The organism is Halorientalis persicus (assembly GCF_900110215.1).
GTDB classification, from domain to species: Archaea; Halobacteriota; Halobacteria; order Halobacteriales; family Haloarculaceae; genus Halorientalis; species Halorientalis persica.
Map to the genome: position 1 here is coordinate 1 of NZ_FOCX01000016.1, position 21,091 is coordinate 21,091.

The 21,091-nt window shown below is 61.6% G+C and carries 24 protein-coding genes and 1 tRNA gene; 10 read left to right on the forward strand and 15 right to left on the reverse strand.

All coding sequences use genetic code 11. The features are described 5' to 3' along the window. Window positions 1-916 precede the first annotated feature (916 nt). Window positions 917-2,797: a DUF262 domain-containing protein gene (locus BMX17_RS15705; RefSeq protein ID WP_092661797.1), complete on the reverse strand. Its 1,881-nt coding sequence runs from the start codon at window positions 2,795-2,797 to the stop codon at window positions 917-919. A gap of 251 nt (window positions 2,798-3,048) precedes the next feature. Here BMX17_RS15705 and BMX17_RS25245 point away from each other — a divergent pair, with 251 nt between their 5' ends. Continuing rightward, a complete protein-coding gene (locus BMX17_RS25245) occupies window positions 3,049-3,276 on the forward strand; it encodes an ANTAR domain-containing protein (protein WP_139203548.1) in 228 nt (75 codons plus the stop codon). Window positions 3,277-3,340: 64 nt separating this feature from the next. On the opposite strand, the gene BMX17_RS15710 is transcribed toward BMX17_RS25245, so the two are convergent. From BMX17_RS15710 to BMX17_RS26705, 5 genes are read right to left on the reverse strand one after another with little or no spacing between them, the layout of a single operon-like run. After that, window positions 3,341-4,465, reverse strand: coding sequence for a phospholipase D family protein (locus BMX17_RS15710; RefSeq protein WP_092661799.1), 1,125 nt, complete (start codon window positions 4,463-4,465; stop codon window positions 3,341-3,343). 2 nt (window positions 4,466-4,467) lie between these two features. Then, entirely contained in the window at window positions 4,468-5,310 is an 843-nt protein-coding gene (locus tag BMX17_RS15715) for a restriction endonuclease (RefSeq protein WP_092661801.1), read from the reverse strand. A gap of 55 nt (window positions 5,311-5,365) precedes the next feature. Continuing rightward, window positions 5,366-5,638, reverse strand: coding sequence for a DUF8112 family protein (locus BMX17_RS15720; protein WP_092661803.1), 273 nt, complete (start codon window positions 5,636-5,638; stop codon window positions 5,366-5,368). Further along, window positions 5,635-5,769 carry a hypothetical protein gene (locus BMX17_RS27315; protein ID WP_280141402.1) on the reverse strand — a complete coding sequence of 45 codons (135 nt, stop codon included), beginning with the start codon at window positions 5,767-5,769 and terminating at the stop codon, window positions 5,635-5,637. The genes BMX17_RS15720 and BMX17_RS27315 overlap by 4 nt, the downstream gene beginning before the upstream one ends. Then, the gene (locus BMX17_RS26705) at window positions 5,769-6,287 is read right to left on the reverse strand and encodes an SWIM zinc finger family protein (RefSeq protein WP_211611357.1); all 519 of its coding nucleotides are present in this window, start codon (window positions 6,285-6,287) and stop codon (window positions 5,769-5,771) included. Before BMX17_RS26705 ends, BMX17_RS27315 begins: the two co-directional genes overlap by 1 nt. A 356-nt stretch (window positions 6,288-6,643) precedes the next feature. Between BMX17_RS26705 and BMX17_RS15730 the strand changes: the two genes are divergently transcribed. Further along, entirely contained in the window at window positions 6,644-7,204 is a 561-nt protein-coding gene (locus BMX17_RS15730; protein ID WP_092661805.1) for a type IV pilin domain-containing protein, read from the forward strand. An 11-nt stretch (window positions 7,205-7,215) separates the two neighbouring features. Here BMX17_RS15730 and BMX17_RS15735 read toward each other — a convergent pair whose 3' ends face one another. Next, the gene (locus BMX17_RS15735; RefSeq protein ID WP_244515026.1) at window positions 7,216-7,521 is read right to left on the reverse strand and encodes a winged helix-turn-helix domain-containing protein; all 306 of its coding nucleotides are present in this window, start codon (window positions 7,519-7,521) and stop codon (window positions 7,216-7,218) included. Window positions 7,522-7,597: 76 nt separating this feature from the next. On the opposite strand from BMX17_RS15735, the gene BMX17_RS15740 reads away from it, so the two are divergent. Beyond that, window positions 7,598-8,056, forward strand: a complete 459-nt coding sequence (locus BMX17_RS15740) for an FxLYD domain-containing protein (protein WP_092661807.1) — start codon at window positions 7,598-7,600, stop codon at window positions 8,054-8,056. 29 nt (window positions 8,057-8,085) lie between these two features. On the opposite strand, the gene BMX17_RS15745 is transcribed toward BMX17_RS15740, so the two are convergent. Beyond that, window positions 8,086-9,075, reverse strand: a complete 990-nt coding sequence (locus tag BMX17_RS15745) for a DUF7983 family protein (RefSeq protein WP_092661809.1) — start codon at window positions 9,073-9,075, stop codon at window positions 8,086-8,088. A 290-nt stretch (window positions 9,076-9,365) separates the two neighbouring features. After that, complete coding sequence (azf, locus tag BMX17_RS15750; protein WP_092661811.1) at window positions 9,366-10,136, reverse strand: NAD-dependent glucose-6-phosphate dehydrogenase Azf; 771 nt, start codon at window positions 10,134-10,136, stop codon at window positions 9,366-9,368. A 103-nt stretch (window positions 10,137-10,239) separates the two neighbouring features. Between azf and BMX17_RS15755 the strand changes: the two genes are divergently transcribed. After that, window positions 10,240-10,680 (forward strand): hypothetical protein, encoded by a 441-nt coding sequence (locus BMX17_RS15755; protein WP_139203549.1) that lies wholly within the window; start codon window positions 10,240-10,242, stop codon window positions 10,678-10,680. Here BMX17_RS15755 and BMX17_RS15760 read toward each other — a convergent pair whose 3' ends face one another. Then, window positions 10,681-11,295, reverse strand: a complete 615-nt coding sequence (locus BMX17_RS15760; protein WP_092661815.1) for a translation initiation factor IF-2 subunit beta — start codon at window positions 11,293-11,295, stop codon at window positions 10,681-10,683. Between the two features lie 119 nt (window positions 11,296-11,414). Here BMX17_RS15760 and BMX17_RS15765 point away from each other — a divergent pair, with 119 nt between their 5' ends. From BMX17_RS15765 to BMX17_RS15780, 4 genes are all read left to right on the forward strand, one after another. After that, window positions 11,415-11,762 carry a dihydroneopterin aldolase family protein gene (locus tag BMX17_RS15765; protein ID WP_092661817.1) on the forward strand — a complete coding sequence of 116 codons (348 nt, stop codon included), beginning with the start codon at window positions 11,415-11,417 and terminating at the stop codon, window positions 11,760-11,762. A gap of 84 nt (window positions 11,763-11,846) precedes the next feature. Beyond that, entirely contained in the window at window positions 11,847-13,949 is a 2,103-nt protein-coding gene (locus BMX17_RS15770) for a histidine kinase N-terminal 7TM domain-containing protein (RefSeq protein WP_092661819.1), read from the forward strand. Window positions 13,950-14,005: 56 nt separating this feature from the next. Beyond that, window positions 14,006-14,995, forward strand: coding sequence for a DUF7544 domain-containing protein (locus BMX17_RS15775; RefSeq protein WP_092661821.1), 990 nt, complete (start codon window positions 14,006-14,008; stop codon window positions 14,993-14,995). 104 nt (window positions 14,996-15,099) lie between these two features. Further along, entirely contained in the window at window positions 15,100-15,567 is a 468-nt protein-coding gene (locus tag BMX17_RS15780) for a DUF5790 family protein (protein WP_092661823.1), read from the forward strand. On the opposite strand, the gene BMX17_RS15785 is transcribed toward BMX17_RS15780, so the two are convergent. Then, window positions 15,564-16,313 carry a creatininase family protein gene (locus BMX17_RS15785; RefSeq protein WP_092661825.1) on the reverse strand — a complete coding sequence of 250 codons (750 nt, stop codon included), beginning with the start codon at window positions 16,311-16,313 and terminating at the stop codon, window positions 15,564-15,566. The genes BMX17_RS15780 and BMX17_RS15785 overlap by 4 nt on opposite strands. A gap of 106 nt (window positions 16,314-16,419) precedes the next feature. Between BMX17_RS15785 and BMX17_RS15790 the strand changes: the two genes are divergently transcribed. Then, window positions 16,420-16,770, forward strand: coding sequence for a TRAM domain-containing protein (locus tag BMX17_RS15790; RefSeq protein ID WP_092661827.1), 351 nt, complete (start codon window positions 16,420-16,422; stop codon window positions 16,768-16,770). Window positions 16,771-16,784: 14 nt separating this feature from the next. On the opposite strand, the gene BMX17_RS15795 is transcribed toward BMX17_RS15790, so the two are convergent. The 3 genes from BMX17_RS15795 to BMX17_RS15805 all read right to left on the reverse strand — a co-directional run bounded on the left by BMX17_RS15795 (window position 16,785) and on the right by BMX17_RS15805 (window position 19,991). After that, window positions 16,785-18,716 (reverse strand): ABC transporter ATP-binding protein, encoded by a 1,932-nt coding sequence (locus BMX17_RS15795; protein WP_092661829.1) that lies wholly within the window; start codon window positions 18,714-18,716, stop codon window positions 16,785-16,787. Window positions 18,717-18,777: 61 nt separating this feature from the next. Then, window positions 18,778-19,437 (reverse strand): DUF192 domain-containing protein, encoded by a 660-nt coding sequence (locus BMX17_RS25250; RefSeq protein ID WP_244515027.1) that lies wholly within the window; start codon window positions 19,435-19,437, stop codon window positions 18,778-18,780. 50 nt (window positions 19,438-19,487) lie between these two features. Continuing rightward, a complete protein-coding gene (locus BMX17_RS15805; RefSeq protein ID WP_092661833.1) occupies window positions 19,488-19,991 on the reverse strand; it encodes a DUF192 domain-containing protein in 504 nt (167 codons plus the stop codon). Between the two features lie 84 nt (window positions 19,992-20,075). On the opposite strand from BMX17_RS15805, the gene BMX17_RS15810 reads away from it, so the two are divergent. Continuing rightward, window positions 20,076-20,149, forward strand: a tRNA-Val gene (locus tag BMX17_RS15810). Window positions 20,150-20,634: 485 nt separating this feature from the next. Here BMX17_RS15810 and BMX17_RS15815 read toward each other — a convergent pair. Further along, complete coding sequence (locus BMX17_RS15815) at window positions 20,635-21,078, reverse strand: DUF8152 family protein (RefSeq protein WP_092661835.1); 444 nt, start codon at window positions 21,076-21,078, stop codon at window positions 20,635-20,637. Between the last annotated feature and the right edge of the window lie 13 nt (window positions 21,079-21,091).

The following is a 21,091-nucleotide window of genomic DNA, read 5'->3' on the forward strand; positions in this document are numbered from 1 at the left end:
GGAAGAGGGTGTTGGGCATAACATTACTCTCCCGCTTCATACCCGTGATTCTAACGACCTATCCCGGCGCCGTCTGTGGATTCAATTGAGCCGTGCAAACCTGTCGAGTAGGGATACCCTCGAAAGTGGCAATCGGTAGTCGTCTACATTACTGAAGACGAATTAAACGGGAACACCTCTCAAAAACGGCTGGCACAAACGCCAGTCGGCCCGTTCGGCGCGAAGTTGACACCGTGGAATTACGGTGGACACACGATAACAAACCCGTCCCACTGTGGTCGAGGCTTCGCACGGTGGTTACGGAACCGGTTTTGAGGCAACGATATTCCCCGAGAACCCAACCGCTACTCGGGTGGCACTGTTCGGAATAGGGTCGAACAACCACCAAGATACGTTGGACTTGGCTCGGGTGAATCCCAACGGCCTGACTTACTTTGGCACGCACCTATTCGGCGGCAGTGGGTGTGGCGTATCAGGTGTCACAGAATCCGACGCCTGCGAAGGCTCGGAGAGTTATTCTAAAACCCTGAACGGGGGCGAGTATGTTCAACGCCTCGTCAGTCCGCACTATCCCCTCGTCGTTAGAACCCCATCCTTCGCCAAGAACACCGGCCTTCGTTGACCGTCTACCGAGGGTCAAGGTCTATCCATGCCTCACCACCCACATCCAACGAAATCGTAACGAACTCTCCGTTGAACATCAACGAACCATCTTCCTTCTCGGAGAGTACACCAGACGAAACAGCGTCGTCTATCAGGGTATCAATGGCTTCGGGGTCGTCGGGGGCGAACCACCGATGTTTGAGGTGTGTACGAAGGTCGTCGCGGTCTACAGGCTGGTCGGTTCGGTCGGGGAGATACCCGAAAGCGTCTCCCAACCGAACATGGCTGTACGGTTCTCGTTGGGGCGTCACGCTTACGTGACGTATCGAGTCTTCAATTCCTCTATCAGTAGTTGCTCACGCTGTTCTACGAACTCTTGGTAGTTCTCCGGCTCTAACGACACATCCGGATAACAGTTCACTTCTCGGTAGTGGTCTACCTGTGCCGAACCAAGTACGTCGTCCATCCACTTCTTCGGCATTTTCGTTCCCTTCTGTCGGCGGTTCACAACCGAATCAAGGAGTTGAAGATTGCCGATACGGTGAATATCAACGTCCTCACCGACTGCTTCAGCAACCTCGTCGTCACGCGAAGCGGGGAAGATATGGTCAACGTCGTAGTCCGAAATATCCTCTTGCTCGTAAACGTCGTCAATCAGGCCGAGAACAGCGGCGACGTTCCCACTGGTGAATGTCACAGTACCCGGTGCGTTCGGATTGTAGCTGGCGTTGTTGACGACCCGCTCAATGTCTTCACTCGCCGGGCTGACATTGAGTGTACTGAATAAGTCCAACGCAGGGAACGAATCGTACTCACCACGGTTTTCAGCGAGAACGGGAATCATGTTCCGGGCTTTCGTCCGTCGAAGCAGTCCGTGTGACTCGTTCAGTAAGAGCGCCAGCGAGAAGAATTTGAACACGTCATTCCGCAAGTCGGGGTCGTGTTCGTCAGCCGCCGGATTCTCGTAGAAGAACTTCGCCAGTAGCGTAACATAGGGAACGGAGTCCATCGTTCGATTCGAGAATCCGATACCGGTTAGCGTCTCGAAGGCCCGACGAAGACCCGTTGTGAACCACTCGAAGTCCGCAGTCGTCACGCCGTCCGGACTCCCTATCCACTTCCGTCGCATTTGCTCAAGGTCTGACTCGGAAAGGTCGTTGACAGAACTCTTCCCCGCGAGGTCGCCGTCAATAAGGTAGTAAGAGTACCGCATGAACATATCCCGGTCAATCTCTGTCTCGTACTCGGGGTAGTCGTGCTTGAACTGTTCCGACCACTGTTCAACCTTATCGCGGGGATTGAACGCATTGTCCGAGACGTAAGGCCACGTACTCATGAGGCGAGAGAGCATTAACTGGTAAGGCCGGGGTTCGGAGCCTTGGATATTGATTCTCTGGAAAATCTCCTTAATGTCCTCCGTTTCGTGCTTCACCTCGGTCGTGGAGAGTTCCGCATTGAGAACATTTCTATAAAGAGAATCAACCACAAGGAGAGTCGCTTGTCGGAATGTCTCGCGAGTCGAGGCGTCTATTTCTATACTCGCACTGTCTACGTGTTCTTGTGCGTGATTACGGCTGTCCTGCTGGCGACGAACCATTCCGTCTTCGGCAATCAGGTTCGGAATCGGGTACCAGAACTTATGGACTCCCTGCGAGCGCTCATAGCCGAACTGGTCGTTGTCGCTTAATTTGTCTGTGCGCCGGAACTCGAACTCGAAGTCTCCCGCGAACTCGTCGCCGTCATGCTCCGGATGTGCGAGAAGGTTCACACACAACTCTTTCTCATCCCAGAACTGCGCTTCGTCACGGGTATTCCCTGTTCCACCAGTGTAGCTGACGATACTACCGAAGAGGCCGATAAAAAGAGAGTTCAGGCGTTGCTGACCGTCAATAATGAGAGCGTCGGCCTCTGCGTCGTCGGCCCGGTCGTTGTTCCGGATATAGCCCTCGTCTTTCAGTGCTTGTGGTACCCGGCCCGAGTCAGCGATATAGTTCTGTATGAACTCGTAGGCGTAGTAGTCTTCTCGCGCTCGGCGGACGTTCCACTTGATTAACACTCCGATGGGGTAGTCCCGCATAAGCGAGTCGAACAACATCTCAATCTGCGATGGGTTCCAAACGAACTCTCGTTGTAGGCCGGGGAGAAAGATACGACTGTTCAGGTCAGGTAGCATATCCTCGACAGTATCAGGCATATAGAGTCTGCCGTAGGGCTACATTATCAATGTTATTCAACTACCAGTTCCGCGGCGGTCAGAATACCGATAGATACTCTTCCACCACGTCGCGGTCGTCGTCGGTCAGGTCGAAGAGGTCGTAGACTATTTCATCTATCTCGTCTTGTCTTCATTCAAAGGGTTTGTGAAGGAGCGACCGGTGAATAGATAACACGTTTATTTTGACCCACAAAAAAGATTATTTAGCCCCCATCCCCAATTGAGTGGTGATGGATAAGTCACATATCCTGACTGAAATCGTTCCCGAAATTGTGGAAGATTATGAGGGTGAACGTACCGATGATGGTGATGTCCCTGTCCGGGCAGTGAAAACCATCCTCATCGACGAACACGGGCTATCTGAACAGGAAGCCCATGATGTATTCCAACACGTGAGTGGCCCAAACGGTATCGACGTTGAGGTGACGGCTTCGGGTGGCGTTTATATACACGGGTGACACCTTGGAGTGAGACCCCGGCAAAACGCATACTCCAAAACGCGATGAATCCCTCTGTCGTTAATTAGCCGTTCAGAAACGCTTCACGAAGCACCTGATTTCTGTACTCTTTGTCAACTGCCGCTCGGAACACCAGCGGCTCGTGAGAGTCTTGATACGGTGACCCACTTGCACGCTCTAACTCATTGTAGACTGCGCTAATCCACGCCCGACGGAACGATTGTGACACCATTCGCTCCGGCTCCCCGGTGAACTCGACCCAATGCGGTGTCTCGTCGGTGGCTTCGCCCGAAAGAGCATTGAACGCCATGTGTTCGTCGGCAGTTTCGATTAGTTCGTCTACCTTCTCGGTGTCAGCACCGACGATGAACCCGGTCGTCGGTTCACCCGAAAAGAGTGCACCGAGGACGTAGCGGTTGTTGATGGATACGGCGATTCGGTCGTCTTGGGCGATGGACGTGACCAGCCGCGCGTCGTCTTCAGCAAGACCAGTCGCGGCTATCAGGTCGTTCAGCAGGTCGAAGAAGTCAGTCGCCCATTCTCGATTCGGGGCTTGCTGAACGCGATGAACCAGCGTCTCGTGCGCCTCTTCTTCGGCGTTAACGTCTTCTGTGGTAGGTCTGGTATCCTCTACGAAGGTCGCCCTCACTCGTGGTGCGTCCGAGGAAAGCGAGGTACCAGACTCGGTGTGGGTCGTCGGCGTCGAGGACGACGATTCCACGAACTCGTCCAATTCCCCGCTATCGACAGGACCGCTTTCAGACCAGAGGCGGTTGAACCACTCGTTCAGTTCGTCTACCTTCTCGTCGTCGGTGAACCGAACCCCTATCTCTGTCCGACCGACCACGCCCTTCTCTGTGAGGTTGGCCGAGCCGACGACAGCCGAATCGTCGGATAGGATAGCCTTCGCGTGAACATCGGGGAAGTGGTGAATCCGCTCTCGGTTCGTCTTTATCAACTCGTGTATCTCGTCCCGTGTACTCCCACCGAACGTTCCAATCCACGCTTCCACGTCGGTCACTAACCGCCAGTCGTCAGCAGAAGCAAGTACGCTCTTCAAGTAACTCGGGCCGATGTACGGACAGACAATCCGAATGTTCTCGGCGTTGGCTGTTTCACGGATTGCTCTATCGAACGGTGACTCGGCTTGCGTATAACCCTCTTCAGAATGGTATAGCAGACCCGTCATACCTATTCTTGGTCGTCTACTTCCTCTACGAATGTGCGAAGGGCTTCGGACAAGGACACAAACTCATGGGTATCTCCTAATTCGTCCTTCAATGTCAGGTCAGCGTCGTCAAGCAAGTCAGTGGTATATTCGGTAGTTCCCGAAGAGTAAGTGACTCGATAGTCCACAGACACAAGCTGGTAAAACTCACCCTGAATCAGCAACAATGAATCCTCGAACTCTTCTGTATGCTCACCTTCCTCCACCGAATTGAACCGCTGGTTCAAGCGGTCAAGTAGAGTCTCGCCCGTCGGTTCTCTATCGAGGGTATATATCATGCTGTTCTGCGGAGTGAAGGTCGCATTTATTTCTCTACCCTTCTGCTCTTCTTCCACCGCACGAACATCCATATCGAGAACTTCAAATTTCGGTTGGTTGACCGTTACGTCTATGTTGACCCGTCGAATCCGGTCTTCAAGGTCAATATCGGGAATTATCTGCCGTAGTGTCCACAACTCAATCCCAGAACCTTTCGCTCTCTCCTTTGCTCCACTCTGAAAGCCATTCTTCGAGACAACAACTCCCTTATTGGCGTCAGAATTATCCAAGACTCCGACCAAGCTGTCTACAACTTCCTGTTCAATCGGCTCGTCATGGAACTTGCACTCGATGAGAGTCGTTACAGTATATCGCCCTCGTCTATCCCACACTACTACATCCATCTCCTTCGTGCCGCCCGAGTGAACCGGATAGTCATATTCGTGTTCTACATCAACATCCTCGCCAAGCGCGTGTAGACCAGCGACAATTTTCTGATACGACTTCCAATCAAGATTTGACCATTCTGTCTTTTCCGGGTCTACCATACGTTACCAATCTGATGGAATGATAAAAAGTCATGTCGTCAGCCGCAACAGCGCTTCACGGCCTACTCCGGTCCACGGTCTTGACACCGACGAGCCGCCCGGCCCACCAGACAGCCTCGACAATTACCTCGTCGGCACCGTCAGTCGGCAGTCCGATAGTACGACTCCCGCAATCGCACATCACGCGCCGGACGACCCACCCGTCGGGGTCGTAGTAGGTCGCGTAGACGACCGCCATGTCACCCGTACGAATCCGACGGTTACACCGATCGCAGATGTTGCCCACCTGTACGCCGTTCAGGGCCGACGCCGGAGACGGTCGGGTCATTGGCCCACCTCCAGCGATGAGTAGGCGACGTTGCACTCATCACAGGCCCATCCGCGCTGGCCGGTCACACAGTCCAACAGTGCGCCGTATTCGAGTTTCTCGCCGCAATGGGGACACGTCGGGGTGTCCATCATTCGTCGTCCTCCGTGGCGTTTGGGTTCGGCGTCTCGAACCCTTCGCGGTAGCAGGGCCAACAGCACAGCCCGAGGCCGTCGTTCCACTCGCCACAGTCGCAGTCCTCGGGCCGGTCGTCGTCGCGGTCGTCGGCACTGAACTCTGCGAGGGTCACACCACCGTCAGTCACGGCGACCTTTGGCGTCCCGGCGACGTGTTCACCGAGTTGCGCGTCTACCTCGTCGGCGTCAACCCACGCGGGGATAGCCCATTGACCAGTGGCGAATCGGACTCTGCGCTCATGTTTACAGAGTTCGCCGTCGTCGAGATTGTACTGCTTGTCCGGGCAGGTACAGCGCCCTTCGAGGGCGTCCACGCGGTACTCTGACCCGCTCTCGGTCGTCACAGAGTACACGTCGCCCCCGACCGGAAGGACGGTCATGTACTCCGTCAGGGCGCGTACATCGCGCTGTTCGAGGTCGGTACAGTCAGCCGTGACGGAAGATTCACCTTCCGCTATCTCGAATTGGCTCATGCCTTCTTGGCACCACCAGAAGGCGACCCTCGCGTGTCCAAGCACGCGGGGCTTTCTGACGCGAATCAAGCTCCGAGAAGCGGTCGCCCTCTATTGATTACTACGTTCTATAAGATTATAATTCTTGGGTATGAATAAGCAGTTAGAGATTACTGAATTGAATCAGGGTGCGCTCACACAGCCGCACAGCGCCGTATGACGAACGTAAGAAACCACGGTCAATACCCCTCGCTTCGACGCCGACCACGTTCACGCACCACTCACGACGCTCTCGCAAGCCGTTGGCGACGAATCCGACACCGAAACGCAAGCGAATATGAAGTCCTTTGGTCTGACATACCGAAGACCTAACCAGAATGCGGATTCCCCGGTCGTCGCGTGCTGTCACCCCCGTCGTCTCGAATGTCCTGCTGGTAGCGATAGTGGTGGTGCTGGCGGCGACGATTTCTGTTTTCGCCCTCGGGTTCAGCGAGGAAACGACGGAAACGGGGCCTGTTGTCGGACAGTCTTCCGGAACACTCGAATCGAACGGCGCAGGGAGTGACAACGGCTTTGTTCGGATACGACACGTCGCGGGCGACCCGATTCAAACCTCGAACATGGAAGTCGTCGTTGACGCGACCGCCGCCTGCGGGAAACACGGTCGGCTGGTGAATCTCCCTGTCGATGGGGCTGGAGGTAACGCGATTGGTGAGAACAACATCGAGGGCGACGATATTTTTGATGAACGCCCACCCTATCTCGGTGGTCCCGACAAGAGCGCCCTTCACGAACCAGAATACGCGTCGGGCGAAGCCATTCTGTTCCGTATCCCCAATTCCGACTGTCCGCTTCAGAACGGCGACCAAGTTACCGTTCGTGTCGTTCACACACCGACAAACTCGGTCGTAATCAAAGAGACGCTGACCGCGACGTAGACGGCCCGGATTCAATCCTCGTCGTCCGGTTCGAGAGTCGCCGCGTCAAGTTCGCCGTCAAGGTACTGCTGGCCCTCTTCGGTGAGGACGTACACCCCATTTCCGAGGAACCTGATTAGCCCGTACCGCTCCAGTTTGGTCATTCGCTGGTGAAGGTGCGGGCGACTGAACCGGACGTACTCGTTTTCTGATAGACTCGTCGGAGTCCCGGACTCGTTCTCTCGAAGCGCTTCAAGAATGCGTTCATCGGCAATAGACATCCAATCAGCCGATTTCCTCATTATCAGCGAGTCACGGCCAATGTCGTTACATATCACGAATAGTATGGTTTAGTTAACACAGCGTAAACTGTAGCAACAACTAAATGCACTCCGTGTGTCATGACGAACTGAAATGCAACGAAGAAAGTACATCGCAACTATCGGAGCAACGGTTAGTGGCCTCGCGCTCGCTGGTTGTTCTGATAGCGGTTCTGGAGACTCTGGTACCGGAGACGCAAACGGCAACAGCGGTGACAGTGGTAGCGGTGACTCGGACAACAGCAACGAGGGGAACAGCGGAGACGGTGGTGGCAACGACCAGTCCGACGTGGAAATCTTGAACCACGAGTTCTACGAGGAAGAGTTCTCGTCGGGTGTCCGTGGTACCGCCGTGAACAACACCGACAGTGAACTCTCCTACGTTGAGGCGACCGCGACGTTCCTCGACGCCGACGGTACCCAAATCGGCGAAGGACTCGACAACGTGAGCGACCTCGCGGCTGGCCGCGAGTGGGAGTTCGACTGTATGTTCACCGGGCAGGACGCGAGCCGTATAGACGACTACGAAATCGAAGTGACCACCGGGTTCTGACGCCCTTTTTCGATATTTGAGCCGACTCGTTACTGTCCACCAGCAGAGGTGTGGAACGACCGACCCGACCGGAACTCGGTCAGTTCCTCTATCCGCCCTTCGAGTTCCTCTATTTCCTCGCGCAATTCATCGGCTTCCTCGCCTTCTGTCTCCGCCAGCCTGTCCTTGAGTCCCTGTAGCCGCGTCTCTTTCTCGTCTTCGTCTACGTCCGCCTTTCTGACGTACTCGCTCTCTTCTATCTCGTACACGTCGCTTTCGGACAGTTCGGTTACGTTGAGCGCTTCATCGACTTTGCTCGAATCCACGGTGGTCAGCCGTTCGCGCTCGATTCCGGCAGACTCGAACGCGTTCAACACTACCTCGTCGTCTTTGAGCGACCGGTTCCGGCGCGAAGTTCGTTGCACCGAACCAAATTGACCGGACACCGGCTGGTCATGGTGAAGCCGGTCGAGAAGGACAGCCCGCACGTCTTGGCGCAGGTCGTTGGCGTTCCGCTGTACATCCGACAAGAGCGTGTAGAGATTGACGAGAGCGGGTGTTTCCACGTCTTCGAGTGTAGTTACGTCGTGGCGTTCGAGGGCGTCAATCAGCAACAGCGCGTCCGCATACACGTCCACATCCGGCTCTTCGCGCTCCGTGTCCTCGTCGTCGGTATCTCCTTGGGCTTCCACCAGTGGCGAGCCTGTGGACTGGTCGCTCTCTTTCAGTGTCCCCGCACGGTCGTCAACCTCGAAGCGAGGGTGTAGGGATATGACCGTAGCATACGGTTCGGCGTCCGGAGGCAATCGGCCAAGGTCGAACTCGCCATGCGCGTCTTGAATACGACGGTACAGCGTCTCGAACTGGTCGCGCTGTAGGGGAATTGTCTCGTCGTCGTCGCGGTACTCTATCAAAATCCGAGGTTCCTGAACATCGGTCACGCCGAAGGCTTTGCGAGAGAGTGGGGTAACGAGGGTCGCGTCAGAGGGGAGTTCCTCGACGTTTTCGAGAAGGTTGTTCCATGTCGTGCCGAAGGTCATAACAGCGGATACGGAGAGGTGGGGTAAAGATTTCAGGCACCTTCCACGGTACTGCTGGTACTCTTGCCCGTAGCGAACCAAATCCGTCCTCGTATACTTTGGTAGTGGTCGAAAACAAACGCGTAGGCAGCTCTGCCACTCGAACCATCTCAATATGGGGGAAGACTGAAGAGTCCACGGATACTACACTAACACGAACCAGCCGACAGCAGAGGCTCGGTTACATCCCGTGTAGGACAACAATAGTGGGAGGTCGAAAACGGGAGTTTCGTCCGAAAACTCTCACGACCTCATTGGTCGTTAACGACGTGTTCGTCGCCGTCCCACTCGGCGGAGTTGTCCTGCGGGTCGTAGCCGAGCGCCTCTTTGGCCCGTTCCAGCGAGTAGTACTTCCGGTCGTTGTCCGAGATCCCATAGACGATCTCGAACTCGTAGTCGGCTTCCAGCGTGCGTTCGTGGAGGTGGGCACAGTCGGGATAGGAGAGCCACATGGCCTGCCCGCGCTCGTAGTCGATGGGCGGGTGGCCCTCGGTGAGGTTGCCGATGCGGACGTTACAGACTTTGATCCCGTGTTCGTCGTGGTAGTACCGCCCGAGGACCTCGCCGGTGGCCTTCGAGACGCCGTAGAGGTTGCCCGGACGCGGGAGTTCGGTGCCGTCGAGGCGGTAGTCGTCGTCGGTGCGGTACATTTCCGGCGTACGCTCGTCGGTCTCGAAGGCCCCGACGGCGTGATTCGAGGAGGCGTAGACGAACCGCTCGACGCCGGCCTCGACCGCTGCCTCGTACATCTTCTGGGTCCCGTCGATGTTGTTCGACAGGACGCTCTTCCAGGGTGCGGATGGCCGTGGGTCGCCCGCGAGGTGGATGATCGCCGCCACACCGTCGACGGCCTCTCGGACCACCTCCTCGTCGATCACGTCGCCGACGAGATACTCGTGGTCGGGCTCTTCGTCCGGCGGATTGTGATACATGAGCCGCCAGTCGTAGGTCTCGCCGAGGCCTTGCAGGATTGCCTCGCCGACGCGCCCGCCAGCACCCGTGAGCAAAACCGGGTCGTCCATTCGAGTAAACCTCAGCGACGGCGCGAGTAAGTAAGATGCGGTTCGGTACCCCTCAAACGAGTAATTAATTACGGCTAAGGAGTCTGCCGAAAAACGACGGTCCGTGACCAGTCGAACAGCTTTCCTCGCAGTCGCGGGGTGTCTGTTGCTGGCCGGCTGTGGAGGCGTGATCGGCGACGATCCACGGGAAACCGAGTCAGCGAGCGACGAGTATCAGACGGCGCTTACCGTCGACGCACCGACGATCAGTCCCGGCGAGACGGGCACGCTGACAATCGAGATGCGGCACACGACCGGCCTCACTGTCGACCGGATTCGGGCGGAGAACGTCAGTATCGATCACGGCGATGTGGCTCACTCTCGTCCGCCCAGCGTCACCTGGCTGAGCCTGCCGCCCAGCTGGGGGTGGGAGTCGACGAACGTCACGACGGAACTTCCCGTCGTCGCCACGGAAAACGCCTCTCGTGGAGCCTACAACGTCACGATCCACGCCGGAGTCGACGGCGAAGGCAGGAATTACACGGCGGTCGTGACCGTCGACTAGTTACTGCACCGGGCGGGCAAAGGCCAGCGTCCCGCTGATGTTGTCGATGTAGACCTGCACCACGTCGCCCTCGCTGGTGCCGGGGACGAAGATGCGGTATTTGCCTTTCTCGGCGACGCCGTCGCCCTTCCGGCCCATCCCGGTGATCTTGACCTGGTAGGTCTCGCCCTCTTCGAGCGTCGCGGTGCTGGTCTCGGTGTTCGTCTTGGTCGAGCCTTTGTCGACCGGGCGGAAGGCCCCACAGGCCTCACACCGGAGCATCTGGGTGCGGTCCTCGGTGGTGAGTTTCGTGTCCGGCAGGCCACACTCCGAGCAGATGACGTACTCCTCGGCGTAGGCGTCGAGGACGGCCTCGAAGTCCGCGGCGGAGAAGGTCCCGTTGTAGCGGCTCCGATCGCCGTCGAACTGGCCGTTGGTCCCGAACTCGCGCTGGATGTAGCGGTGGACGTGTTCCGGGTCCCGGGACAGGGCGTCCGCGATGGATTTGAGGTTCGTCAACCGCGTGAACGCACCGTCCTCCTGGGCGGCGGGGTCGGGGATCTGGAGTCGCTGCTGGCTCGCTGTTCGCTCGGGCAGGCTCTCGTAGGCTCTGTCGAGCGCGACGTCGTAGTCCATACACTCCGGAATCGGCCGACACCGAAAAGCGTTCCGTGGTGGTCCGTAGCGCGACCCGCTGCTGGAGCCCGCCGCGCGGGTCCCGGAACACACTTCCCTGCGCCGGTCCCCCGTCCGGTATGGAACCGAGCGACGCGCAGGCCGCCTGCTTCGAGGCGGGGATCAAGTTCGGCTCGCTGTACCACCAGTTCGCGGGTACGCCGGTCAGTCCGGACAGCGCCGACTCGCTCGCCCGCGCCATCGAGGAGTCCATCGAGAACCAGCCCCACTGCGAGGCGGTGACCGTCGAGATCCTGACCGAGGAACTGGAACGCGCCCTCGCGGACGGCCCGGCCGACTACACCGAACTCACGGGCCGCTTTCTCGACGTGGAGATTCGTGTCGCGTACGAGGGCCACACGGTCCGGACCCGGATGGAGATGGAAGACGGGTATCCGCTGATGCGGCTGGTCGACGTGGGCGGCTGAGCGGCCACAGCGCCGGATTTCGACCCGTCGAACCGTACGTAGCTTTTTCACCGTCGGTTCCCTGTTTCGGCTGACGACTACCGAATGGCCGGGCTTCAGGCACTCATCGTTCCGCTTCTCCTGTTTTCGACGGCGCTGTCTGTCGGGCTGATCGTCGTCGCCCGACAGAGCCGCGAGGAGAGCGGTGTCCGCGAGTTCACCTTCCTGATGCTGGCGGCCGCCATCTGGTCGGGCGCGCACGCGCTCCAGTTCGCAGCGGGTGACCTGAGGTGGATGCTCCTCTGGCGGACCGTGGGCTACGTCGGCCACAACCTCGTCCCCGTGGGCTTTCTCGTGTTCATGCTGACGTACACGGGGTCCAGCGAGTGGGTCACGCGCCGGACGGTCGCCCTGCTGGCGGCCGAGCCCCTGTTCGTGGCCGTCGTCCTCACGCCGACGAACCCGCTCCATCACCTGATCTACGCCGAAGTCGGCGTCGAACAGGTCGGCTCGTTGGCCATCCTCGCGCGCTCCTTTGGCCCGTGGTACTGGGTCAACACGACCTACAACTACCTCCTCGTGACGGCGGGTCTCGTGCTCTGTCTCCGGATGGCACTGGGATCACGCCAGCACTACCGCCGGCAGGGGACGGCCCTGCTCGCCGGCGCAGTGCCGGCCTTCGCGGCGAACGTCGCCTGGGTGCTGGGTCTGACGCCCATCGACTACACGCCACTGACGCTGGGGTTTCTCGGCGTCGTCTGGGGCATCGCGCTCTTTCGCTACCGGCTGCTCGATCTGGTCCCCGTCGCCCGCGACACCGTCCTCGACAACATCCGCGACGGGTACATGGTGCTGGACGACCAGTTCCGCATCGTCGACCTGAACCCGGCGGCCCGGGACGTGCTCGACGACCCCGACGACGCGCTCGGGACGCCGGTCGTCGAGGCGTTCCCGGCCTGTGTGGACTTCCTCGACCGCACCGACTCGGAGGCCGAGATCAGAGACGAGATCGTCGTCGAGGATGGCGACTCGAAACGCTACTTCGACGCCGAGTTGACCACGTTGCGCGACGCCCGCATCACCGGCCGACTCCTCCTCCTTCGCGACATCACCGGTCGCCGGTCGGTCGAGCAGTGGTACCGCACGCTCACCGAGCAGTCCACCGATATCGTCACCGTCACTGACGCCGAGGGCCGCATCTCCTACCAGAGTCCCTCGGCCGAACGGGTGCTGGGCTACGACGCCGCCGACCTCGTCGGGACGCCGCTGGTCGAACTGGTCCACCCGGACGACCGGATGGCCGTCCAGGAGCGGTTCCCCGACTGGGGGTCGAGCGAGGAGGCAGCCGTCGAGTACCGCATCGAGGCCGCCGACGGCACCTGGCGCTGGATCGAGTCCCGCGGCCGGAACCTGCTCGACGACCCCACCGTCGGCGGCATCGTCGTCAACTCCCGGGAGATCACCGAGCGCAAACACCACGAGCAGGACCTCGAACGGAAAAACGACCGGCTCGACCGCTTCGCGACGCTCGTCTCCCACGACCTGCGCAACCCCCTGACCGTCATCGACGGCCGCCTGGAGTTCGCCGAGGAGACCGGCGATCCCGAACACTTCGCGGCCATCTCCACCGCGGTCGAGCGCATGGAGCGACTCATCGACGATATGCTGACACTGGCCCGGAAGGGCGCGGTCGTCGGCGATCCCGCGTCGGTCGACCCCGTCCCGATCGTGCAGGACGCCTGGGCACACACCGGGACGGCGGACGCGACGATCGACCTCGAACCGCTGCCCGACACCGTCGTCGCCGATCCGGACCGGCTCCGTGAGCTGTTCGAGAACCTCTTCCGCAACGCCGTGGAACACGGCGGTCCCGACGTAACCGTCGCCGTCGGCACGGTCGAGGCGTGCGCCGACGCGCCCGGTACCCCGCCGGGAACGACCGGCCTCTACGTCGCCGACGACGGCCCGGGCCTCCCCGACGACGCCGACGTGTTCGAACACGGGTTCACCACGAGCGACGGCGGCACCGGGTTCGGCCTGAGCATCGTCGCCGACATCGTCGACGCGCACGGCTGGACGATCACGGGAACCGAGTGCGAGGACCTCGAAGGTGCTCGCTTCGAAATCACGGGGATCGAGACCACCAGGGAGACGGCGGCGACCGGCGACACGACGAACCCCGAATCCGAACCGTCACACTCCGGGTGACTGCTCGTGGTGAGAAGCGACGAAACACGGATGTGGCTGGTGGCTGAAACGTCGATATGGCCCTCTACGCAGTCGACGACGTCGGCGATGCTATCGACGTGACCCGTGCGTACCTCTTCCCCGTCGACAGATCCCGGTGGCTCCGCCTCGCGGTCGTGGCGTTCTTCGTCGCCGGTGGATTCGGTCTGAACGGCCCCACCAACGCCGGCTCCTCGGTATCGAGTTCCGGCAGCGGGGTCTCGGAACTCCCCGAGTCGATCCCGGGAGACGTGCTGGCCATCCTCGCGCTGATCGCCGCCGTCGTCGTCGCCGTCCTCGTCGTCCTCGGGGTGATCGGTTCGATCATGGAGTTCGTCTTCGTCGAATCGCTCCGGAGCGAGGCGGTTCACGTCAGGCGGTACAGTCGCCGGTATCTGGGCGCTGGGCTCAGACTCTTCGCCTTCCGGCTCGGTGTCTTCCTGCTCGCCGCGGCAGCGGTTATCGGGGTCGTCGCCGTCGCCGGCCCGACCGGCCCCGTGCTGACCTGGACCGACGCACAGATCCTCTCGGCCATCTTGCTTGCGCTGCCCCTGATCGTGGTTCTGTTCCCGCTCGTCGCCCTGATCGACGGGTTCACCGTCGACTTCGTCGTCCCCGTCGTCGTCCTGCAGGACCGGTCGATCCTCGGTGGCTGGCGGCGCTTCTGGCCGACGCTCCGGAACAATCTCTGGCAGTACGCCGCCTACGTCCTCCTCGCGTTCCTGCTCAATCTCGTCGTCAGCCTCGCCGCGGCCACCGTGATCGGGATCGCCGCCGTCGTGCTGGCCATCCCGTTCCTCGTGGTCGGCATCGTCGCCTTCTTCGTCGGTGGCGGCACCCTCACGACCGCCGTGATCGGCGTCCTCGTCGTCCTCGGACTCGTCTATGTCGCCCTCGTGCTGGCCGTGGTCGCCCTCGTGCAGGTCCCGCTCCAGACGTTCCTGCGCTACTACACCCTGCTCGTACTCGGTGACACCGACGACGACCTCGATCTGATCCCCGAGCAACGAACCGCCGTCCGAGAGTGACCCACCGCCCATGCCGGTCCGTCTCACCCGGGTCATCGCAGTCATGCGATTTCACTTTCACTTTCGGGCGGGTTTTTATACCCTCGGCCGCCGAACCGGACGGTATGGGTCAGACGACTCTGGACGACGACGATCTGTTCGACGAGGCGGCCTCGGAGATGCGCGAGGATGTCGAGGAATCGCTCGCGAAGGCTCGCGAGGCCCTGCCCGAGGGCGACGCCATCTGGGACGTGGACGCCGACAACACGCTCGGTGTCCTGAACGGCCTGCGGTCGGCGCTGGACCCGGGCGAAGCACAGGACCACCTCACCGACGCCAAGAAGTGGTACACGATGGGTGACCGGGCCGACGCCTTCGAGGACGCCGACGACCTCGCCGAGGAGATCGAGACCCTCGAGGAGGTCTTCGCGGACATCGAGGACGCCCACGAGCAGGTGAGCGACCTCGCCAGCACCGTCCCGGAACTGCGCGGCGCGCTGGACGACGCCCACGAAGCCGCCGACGCGGACGACGAGGGAGACGCCGAGGCCGACGCGGACGCCGACGCCGAGGAAGCCGAAGCCGCGGACTAGCGGTGCTCTGGCAGGCCGGGATCGCGGTCCGCAACCCGTTCCAGTAGCGCCGCCAGTGCCGTCGCCGCGTCGTCGACCAGTCGCTCGCCCAGGTCGGCGTCCCCCTCGCGGGGATCGCCGACCGTCCCGTTCTCGCTGAACGCCGCACTATCGTAGGCCAGATTCACGCCCTGTTCCCACTCGCCCCAGCCGTCGGCTCCGCCCTTCGCGGCCTCGTCCAGTCGATCTTCCCTGACGAGTTCCGGATGCAGATACGCGAGCGCGCTCGTTTCGAGGGGACCGCCGTGGCCCATCGTCACCTCGTCAGGGCCGACGGCGTCGAACCAGGTGAACGGCACGGCGTACCCGTCGGTGTGACGGGTGACGCGGGCACAAAGCTCCCGAAGCGCGTCGACGTTACCACCGTGGCCGTTGACCACGACGACGCGCCGCCAGCCGTGGGACTGCAGGCTCTCGACGGTCTCGCGGACGTAGTTCCGGAAGGTGTCTTCGCTCACCCACAGTGTCCCGGTGAACTGGCGGTGTTCCTCGGCGACGCCCACCGGGATCGACGGCGCGACCACGACCGACTCGTCGGTGTCGACCTCGTAGCGGTCAGCGCCGCGCTCCGCGACGGCCTCGGCGGTGAGGAAGTCCGTTCCCAGCGGCGCGTGGGGGCCGTGCTGTTCGGTACTGCCGACCGGGAGGACGGCGAGATCGGCGTCGGCGGCGTCGGCGTCGGTCCAGGTGGCCTCGTCGAGGTGCATTACCGGTGTCCTCGGCCGGCGGGCACGTAAGCGCCCCGGCGCGGTAGTGGTGGGACTGCCGTCACGAGCCACAAACCTATACACGCCGGCGCTCGCAGAGGTGAGTATGCAAACAGTCTGGATCGGGGCCGGCGTCGCGGCCGTGGTCGTTCTCCTCTTGTTGCTCGTCCTCCTCCGACGGCGCTCGTCAGACGCCAGTGAATCGAAGCGGGCCCACGAGGCCGCCCAGGAGCGCGACCCGCCGGTCGAACTCGGCGAGACCTACGAGTTCGGGATCACCGAGTTCACCGACCACCACTCCGGTGATCGGGTCGCCGTCGGGAGGGTCGAGGGGTTCGTCCTGTTCACCGAGGACGTGCCCGACGCCGTGTCGAAAGGCGACGTGATCCGCTCGAAAGTCCTCTCGTTCAACCAGGGTCGAACCTCCGCCGACGCGACGTTCGTCGAGCAGGCCTGACCGTCCCTCACCGATCAGTCGTCGTCCGACTCCGTCTTCGCCCGTCGCTCCGTCGCGCGCTCGACGAACTCCTCCGGTAGCTCCTCGATCTCGCCGGCCTGGACCGCCCAGAGGTTGGCGTAGAGTCCATTCTCGGCCAGCAGTTCGTCGTGGGTCCCGCGCTCGACGATCCGCCCGTCGTCGAGGACGACGATCCGGTCGGCATCCTTGATCGTCGAGAGCCGGTGGGCGATGGCGAAGGTGGTCCGGTCCTCGGCGAGGCGGTCCAGCGAGCGCTGGATGAGCATCTCCGTCTCGGTGTCCACGTCGCTGGTCGCCTCGTCCAACACGAGAATCTCGGGATCCTTGAGGATCGCCCGCGCGATGGCGATGCGCTGACGCTGGCCGCCCGAGAGCTTGACGCCCCGTTCACCCACTTCGGTGTCGTAGCCGTCGGGCAGGTTCGTGATGAACTCGTGGGCCTCGGCCCGTTTGGCGGCCTCGATCACGGCCTCGCGGTCGGCGTCGAACGTGCCGTACTGGATGTTCTCGGCGACGGTGCCGTAGAACAGAAACGTCTCCTGGCTGACGTAGCCGATGGTCTCCCGGAGGCTGGGGATGGTCACGTCCCGCACGTCCTGTCCGTCGACGCGGATGGTCCCCTCGTCAACGTCGTACATCCGCATCAGAAGCTTCAGCACCGTGGACTTGCCCGCACCGGTCGGGCCGACCAGCGCGAACGTTTCGCCGCCGTCGACCGAGAACGAGATGTCTTCCAGAATCGGGTCGGCGTTCTCGCTGTCGTAACTGAATGTCACGTCCTCGTACTCGACGCGCCCGTCCTCCAGCACGAGGTCCTCGGCGTCGGGTTCCTCGGCGATGCGGGCGGGCGTGTCCATCAGGCCGAAGATGCGCTCGGCCGATGCGCGGGCCCGCTGGTACATATTGATGATCTGCCCGAACTGGGCCATCGGCCAGATGAACCGCTGATTGAGCAGGATGAAGGTGACGAACTCGCCGACGTACAGCGGTTCAGTGAACGGGCCCGGCGGGCCGTTGATGACCCAGAAGCCCCCGACGGCGAAGGTCAGGACGAAGCCAACGCCGGAGATGATCCGCAGGCCGGGGAAGAACTTGATCCGGGTGTCGATGGCGTCCCAGTTGGCGTCGAAGTAGTCCCGGGAGACCTCCTCGACCCGATCCGACTCGAAGGGTTCGGTGTTGGCGCTCTTGATGACCTGGATGCCGCCGAGGTTGTTTTCGAGGCGGGAGTTGACCTGCCCCACGGAGGAGCGGACCTCGGCGTATTTCGGCTGGATCGTCCGGACGAACCGGTAGGTGAAGTAGGCGATGAGAGGGACCGGCACGAGGGCGATCACGGCGAGTTGCCAGTTGATCCAGAAGAGGATGGCGGCGATCCCGAGGACCATGACGCCCAGTCGGAACGCGGAGTTCATCCCGTCGTTGAGGAAGTTCTCTAACCTGTTGACGTCGTTCGAGAGGATCGACATCATCTCGCCGGTCTGCTTGTCGGCGAAAAAGTCCATGTCCAGCCGCTGCATCTTGTCGTAGGTGTCGGTGCGGATGTCGTGCTGGATCTGCTGGGCGAAGCCGTTCCAGCCCCAGTTGCGCACCCAGTGGAAAGTCGCACCGACGAAGAAGGCGCCGGCGATCAGGCCGACCGTCAGGAGGAGCTGGCCGTCGCGTGTGGCCGGGATCCAGGCGTCGGGGACCAGAAGCAGCGTGAAGGACTTGTCGCCGCGGAAGACCGCGTCGACCGCCAGGCCAAGCAACACCGGCGGCAACAGGTCGAGGACGCGTGCGACGACGCTGCCCAACAGTCCCACGCCGAACCACGACAGGTTCTCGCGACCGTACTCGGCGAACAGCCGTCGCATCGGGTCGTCGGTCCGCTCGCGGGCCTCCTCGAACGGATCGTCGTCCGTGTCGGCGGCACCGATATCCATCACCAGTGAAACGTGGTGAGTCCGCAAAAGCCCCTCGCTTGGCGACCACCCGCCCGAATTCTCAGCCCTCGGTGTCGGGGTTGGGCGTCGCGTCCGATGTCGCGACCCCGGCCGGGATCGCCACCGCGTCACCCACCGCGAGCCCCGTGCGGTTGGCGTAGCCGCGATTCACCTCCAGTACGTACTGCCCGTCGCCCGGATAGTGTGTGAGGTTCTCCTCTGCGACGCCCGGCTCGGTGGGGGCGTGGTGAATGGTCGTGATGGTCCCGTTCGGGGCGATAAAGACGATGTCCAGCGGGAAACCCATGTCCCGCATGACGTAGGTGTGTCTGTCGGGTGACTGGTAGACGAACAGCATCCCTTCGCTCTCGTTCAACCGCTCGGTGTCGCTGAGACCTGTCCGCCGCTCGCTCCCGCTATCGGCGATGGCGACCGTGACTCGCCCCAGAACGGTCCCGTTCCCGTCCCGGAGTTCGACCTGTGGCCGCGACTGGGCGTCGGTCTTGGGCGTCTCGATTTCGGCGCTGTCAGTCTCGGAGCCGTCGGTGACCGTTGGCGTCCCCGCTCGGGTCGTCGTCTCGGCTGGTGTCTCCGCGATCTCGGGACTGCTGGTCGTCGCGGACGTGGCCGTCGACGTTGCGCTACCGGGTGTCCCCGAACACCCTGCTAGGATGAGCGCACAGACCACGAGGACGGTCGCGAGTGTCGGGCGTCGTGACACGCCGGAACCGTCCACGTGCGCCAGAATAAAGCGTGTGGTCCCGGCGACGGTCAGGCGACGCCGTCGGGAATATCGACGACGTCTCCCTCGTCGATTCCCGTCGCGTTGGTGTAGCCGTGCGGGACTTCGAGGACGTACTGCCCGCGCCCCTCGTACTTCGTGAGGTCGTCGCCGCTCTCGCCGGGTTCGGTGGGGGCGTGGTGGATGGTGGTGATCGTGCCGTCGGGTGCGAGAAAGAGGATGTCCAGCGGGAACGACATATTCCGCATGACGTAGCCGCGGGTCTCGACGCTCTCGTGGACGAACAGCATCCCCTCGCCGGGGTCGAGGCTGGCGGTTTCGCTGAGGCCGACGTAGCGTTTGCGGTCGGTGTCGGCGATCCGCACGTCGACGGTGGCGAGCGTCGTCCCGTTGTCGTCCCGGACGGTGACGATCGCGTTCTCGTAGTCGCCGGGTTCCAGCGGCGGTGCGAGGACGCCCGACTGGATCACGAGGACGACAGCCAGCACGAGGAGTAACCCCGCTGTGAGCGCGTTGACGGCCCGAGACGGCATGGTCGAGCGGTGGGGAGTCGGCGGGGTAAGGCTGTCGACCCAGAGAGTAAGCGTTATTCTTCGGCGTGGACTTGGGTCGAATGCGGGTTCGTGGTCTAGTCGGTTATGACGCGGCCTTTACAAGGCCGAGGTCGGTGGTTCGAATCCGCCCGAACCCACTGCCTCGCGGCGCGAAAAAATCGTGAGCGCCGCGAAAAGCGTTCGTCGGATTCGCGGCCCAGAGGACGAGCGGAGCGAAGTCCTCGTGGTTCGAATCCGCCCGAACCCACTTGTTGCTGTGAACGAACCGTGAGCAGCAGCAAGGTGTGAGGGCGGTTCGAACCCTGCCAGTCGCGCACAACGGATGTGAGCACGTCTGTCTCCGGTTCGAATCCGCCCGAATCCACTGTTACGCGGCGCGCACAACTCGTGAGCGCCGCGGAAAGCGTTGATTTTGCCGGCGATATTGTTTACTATACTGAAACGAACCTACCGATATGAACCAGATCGAGTTCGTCGTCGCGGTGGTCTTTTCGCTGGGCGTCATCTACTCGGTTATCCGCTGGTACTTGACCGACGACGAGCGCCTCAACAGCGAGTGGTTCGGGTAACGTTGCGGCCACGTCTCCGGCCGCGCTGGCGTACCACTCCGGGGGTGTCACACTCAGGGCTTGATCCACCAGAGCAGATCGCGGACCATCTGGCGGGCGGTGTCGACGTGGGAGTCGGCGTCTGGATCGCCGGTGCTGTCGGCGCGCTGGAGCAGGTCGTCGACCTGCTGGGTGCGGTTGCGCGCGGTCGCCTTCGACGGCGTGCCCGTCGAGAGGTCCCGCGAGATGCGCCGGGCTTCGCGAATCCGGTGGTCCTGTTTGTCGGGCTCCTGCTGTTCGACCATGTCGAGGTGCCAGCTCACGTCGCGCATGGCGCGTTCGGTTCGGTCGTCGCCGCCCGGGCCGTCGGCCGGGCCCGCGTTCGCGCTCGGGCCGACGCCGGCGTCGGCGTCCTGTGCGCGGCGGACGCCCCGCCCCTCGACGGGGCGCTCGTTGCGCTTGGCGTTCCTGATCGATCGGTCTCCGTCTCCCCCCCGGGAGTCCCTCCGATCCCTCATGATATCGTCATTG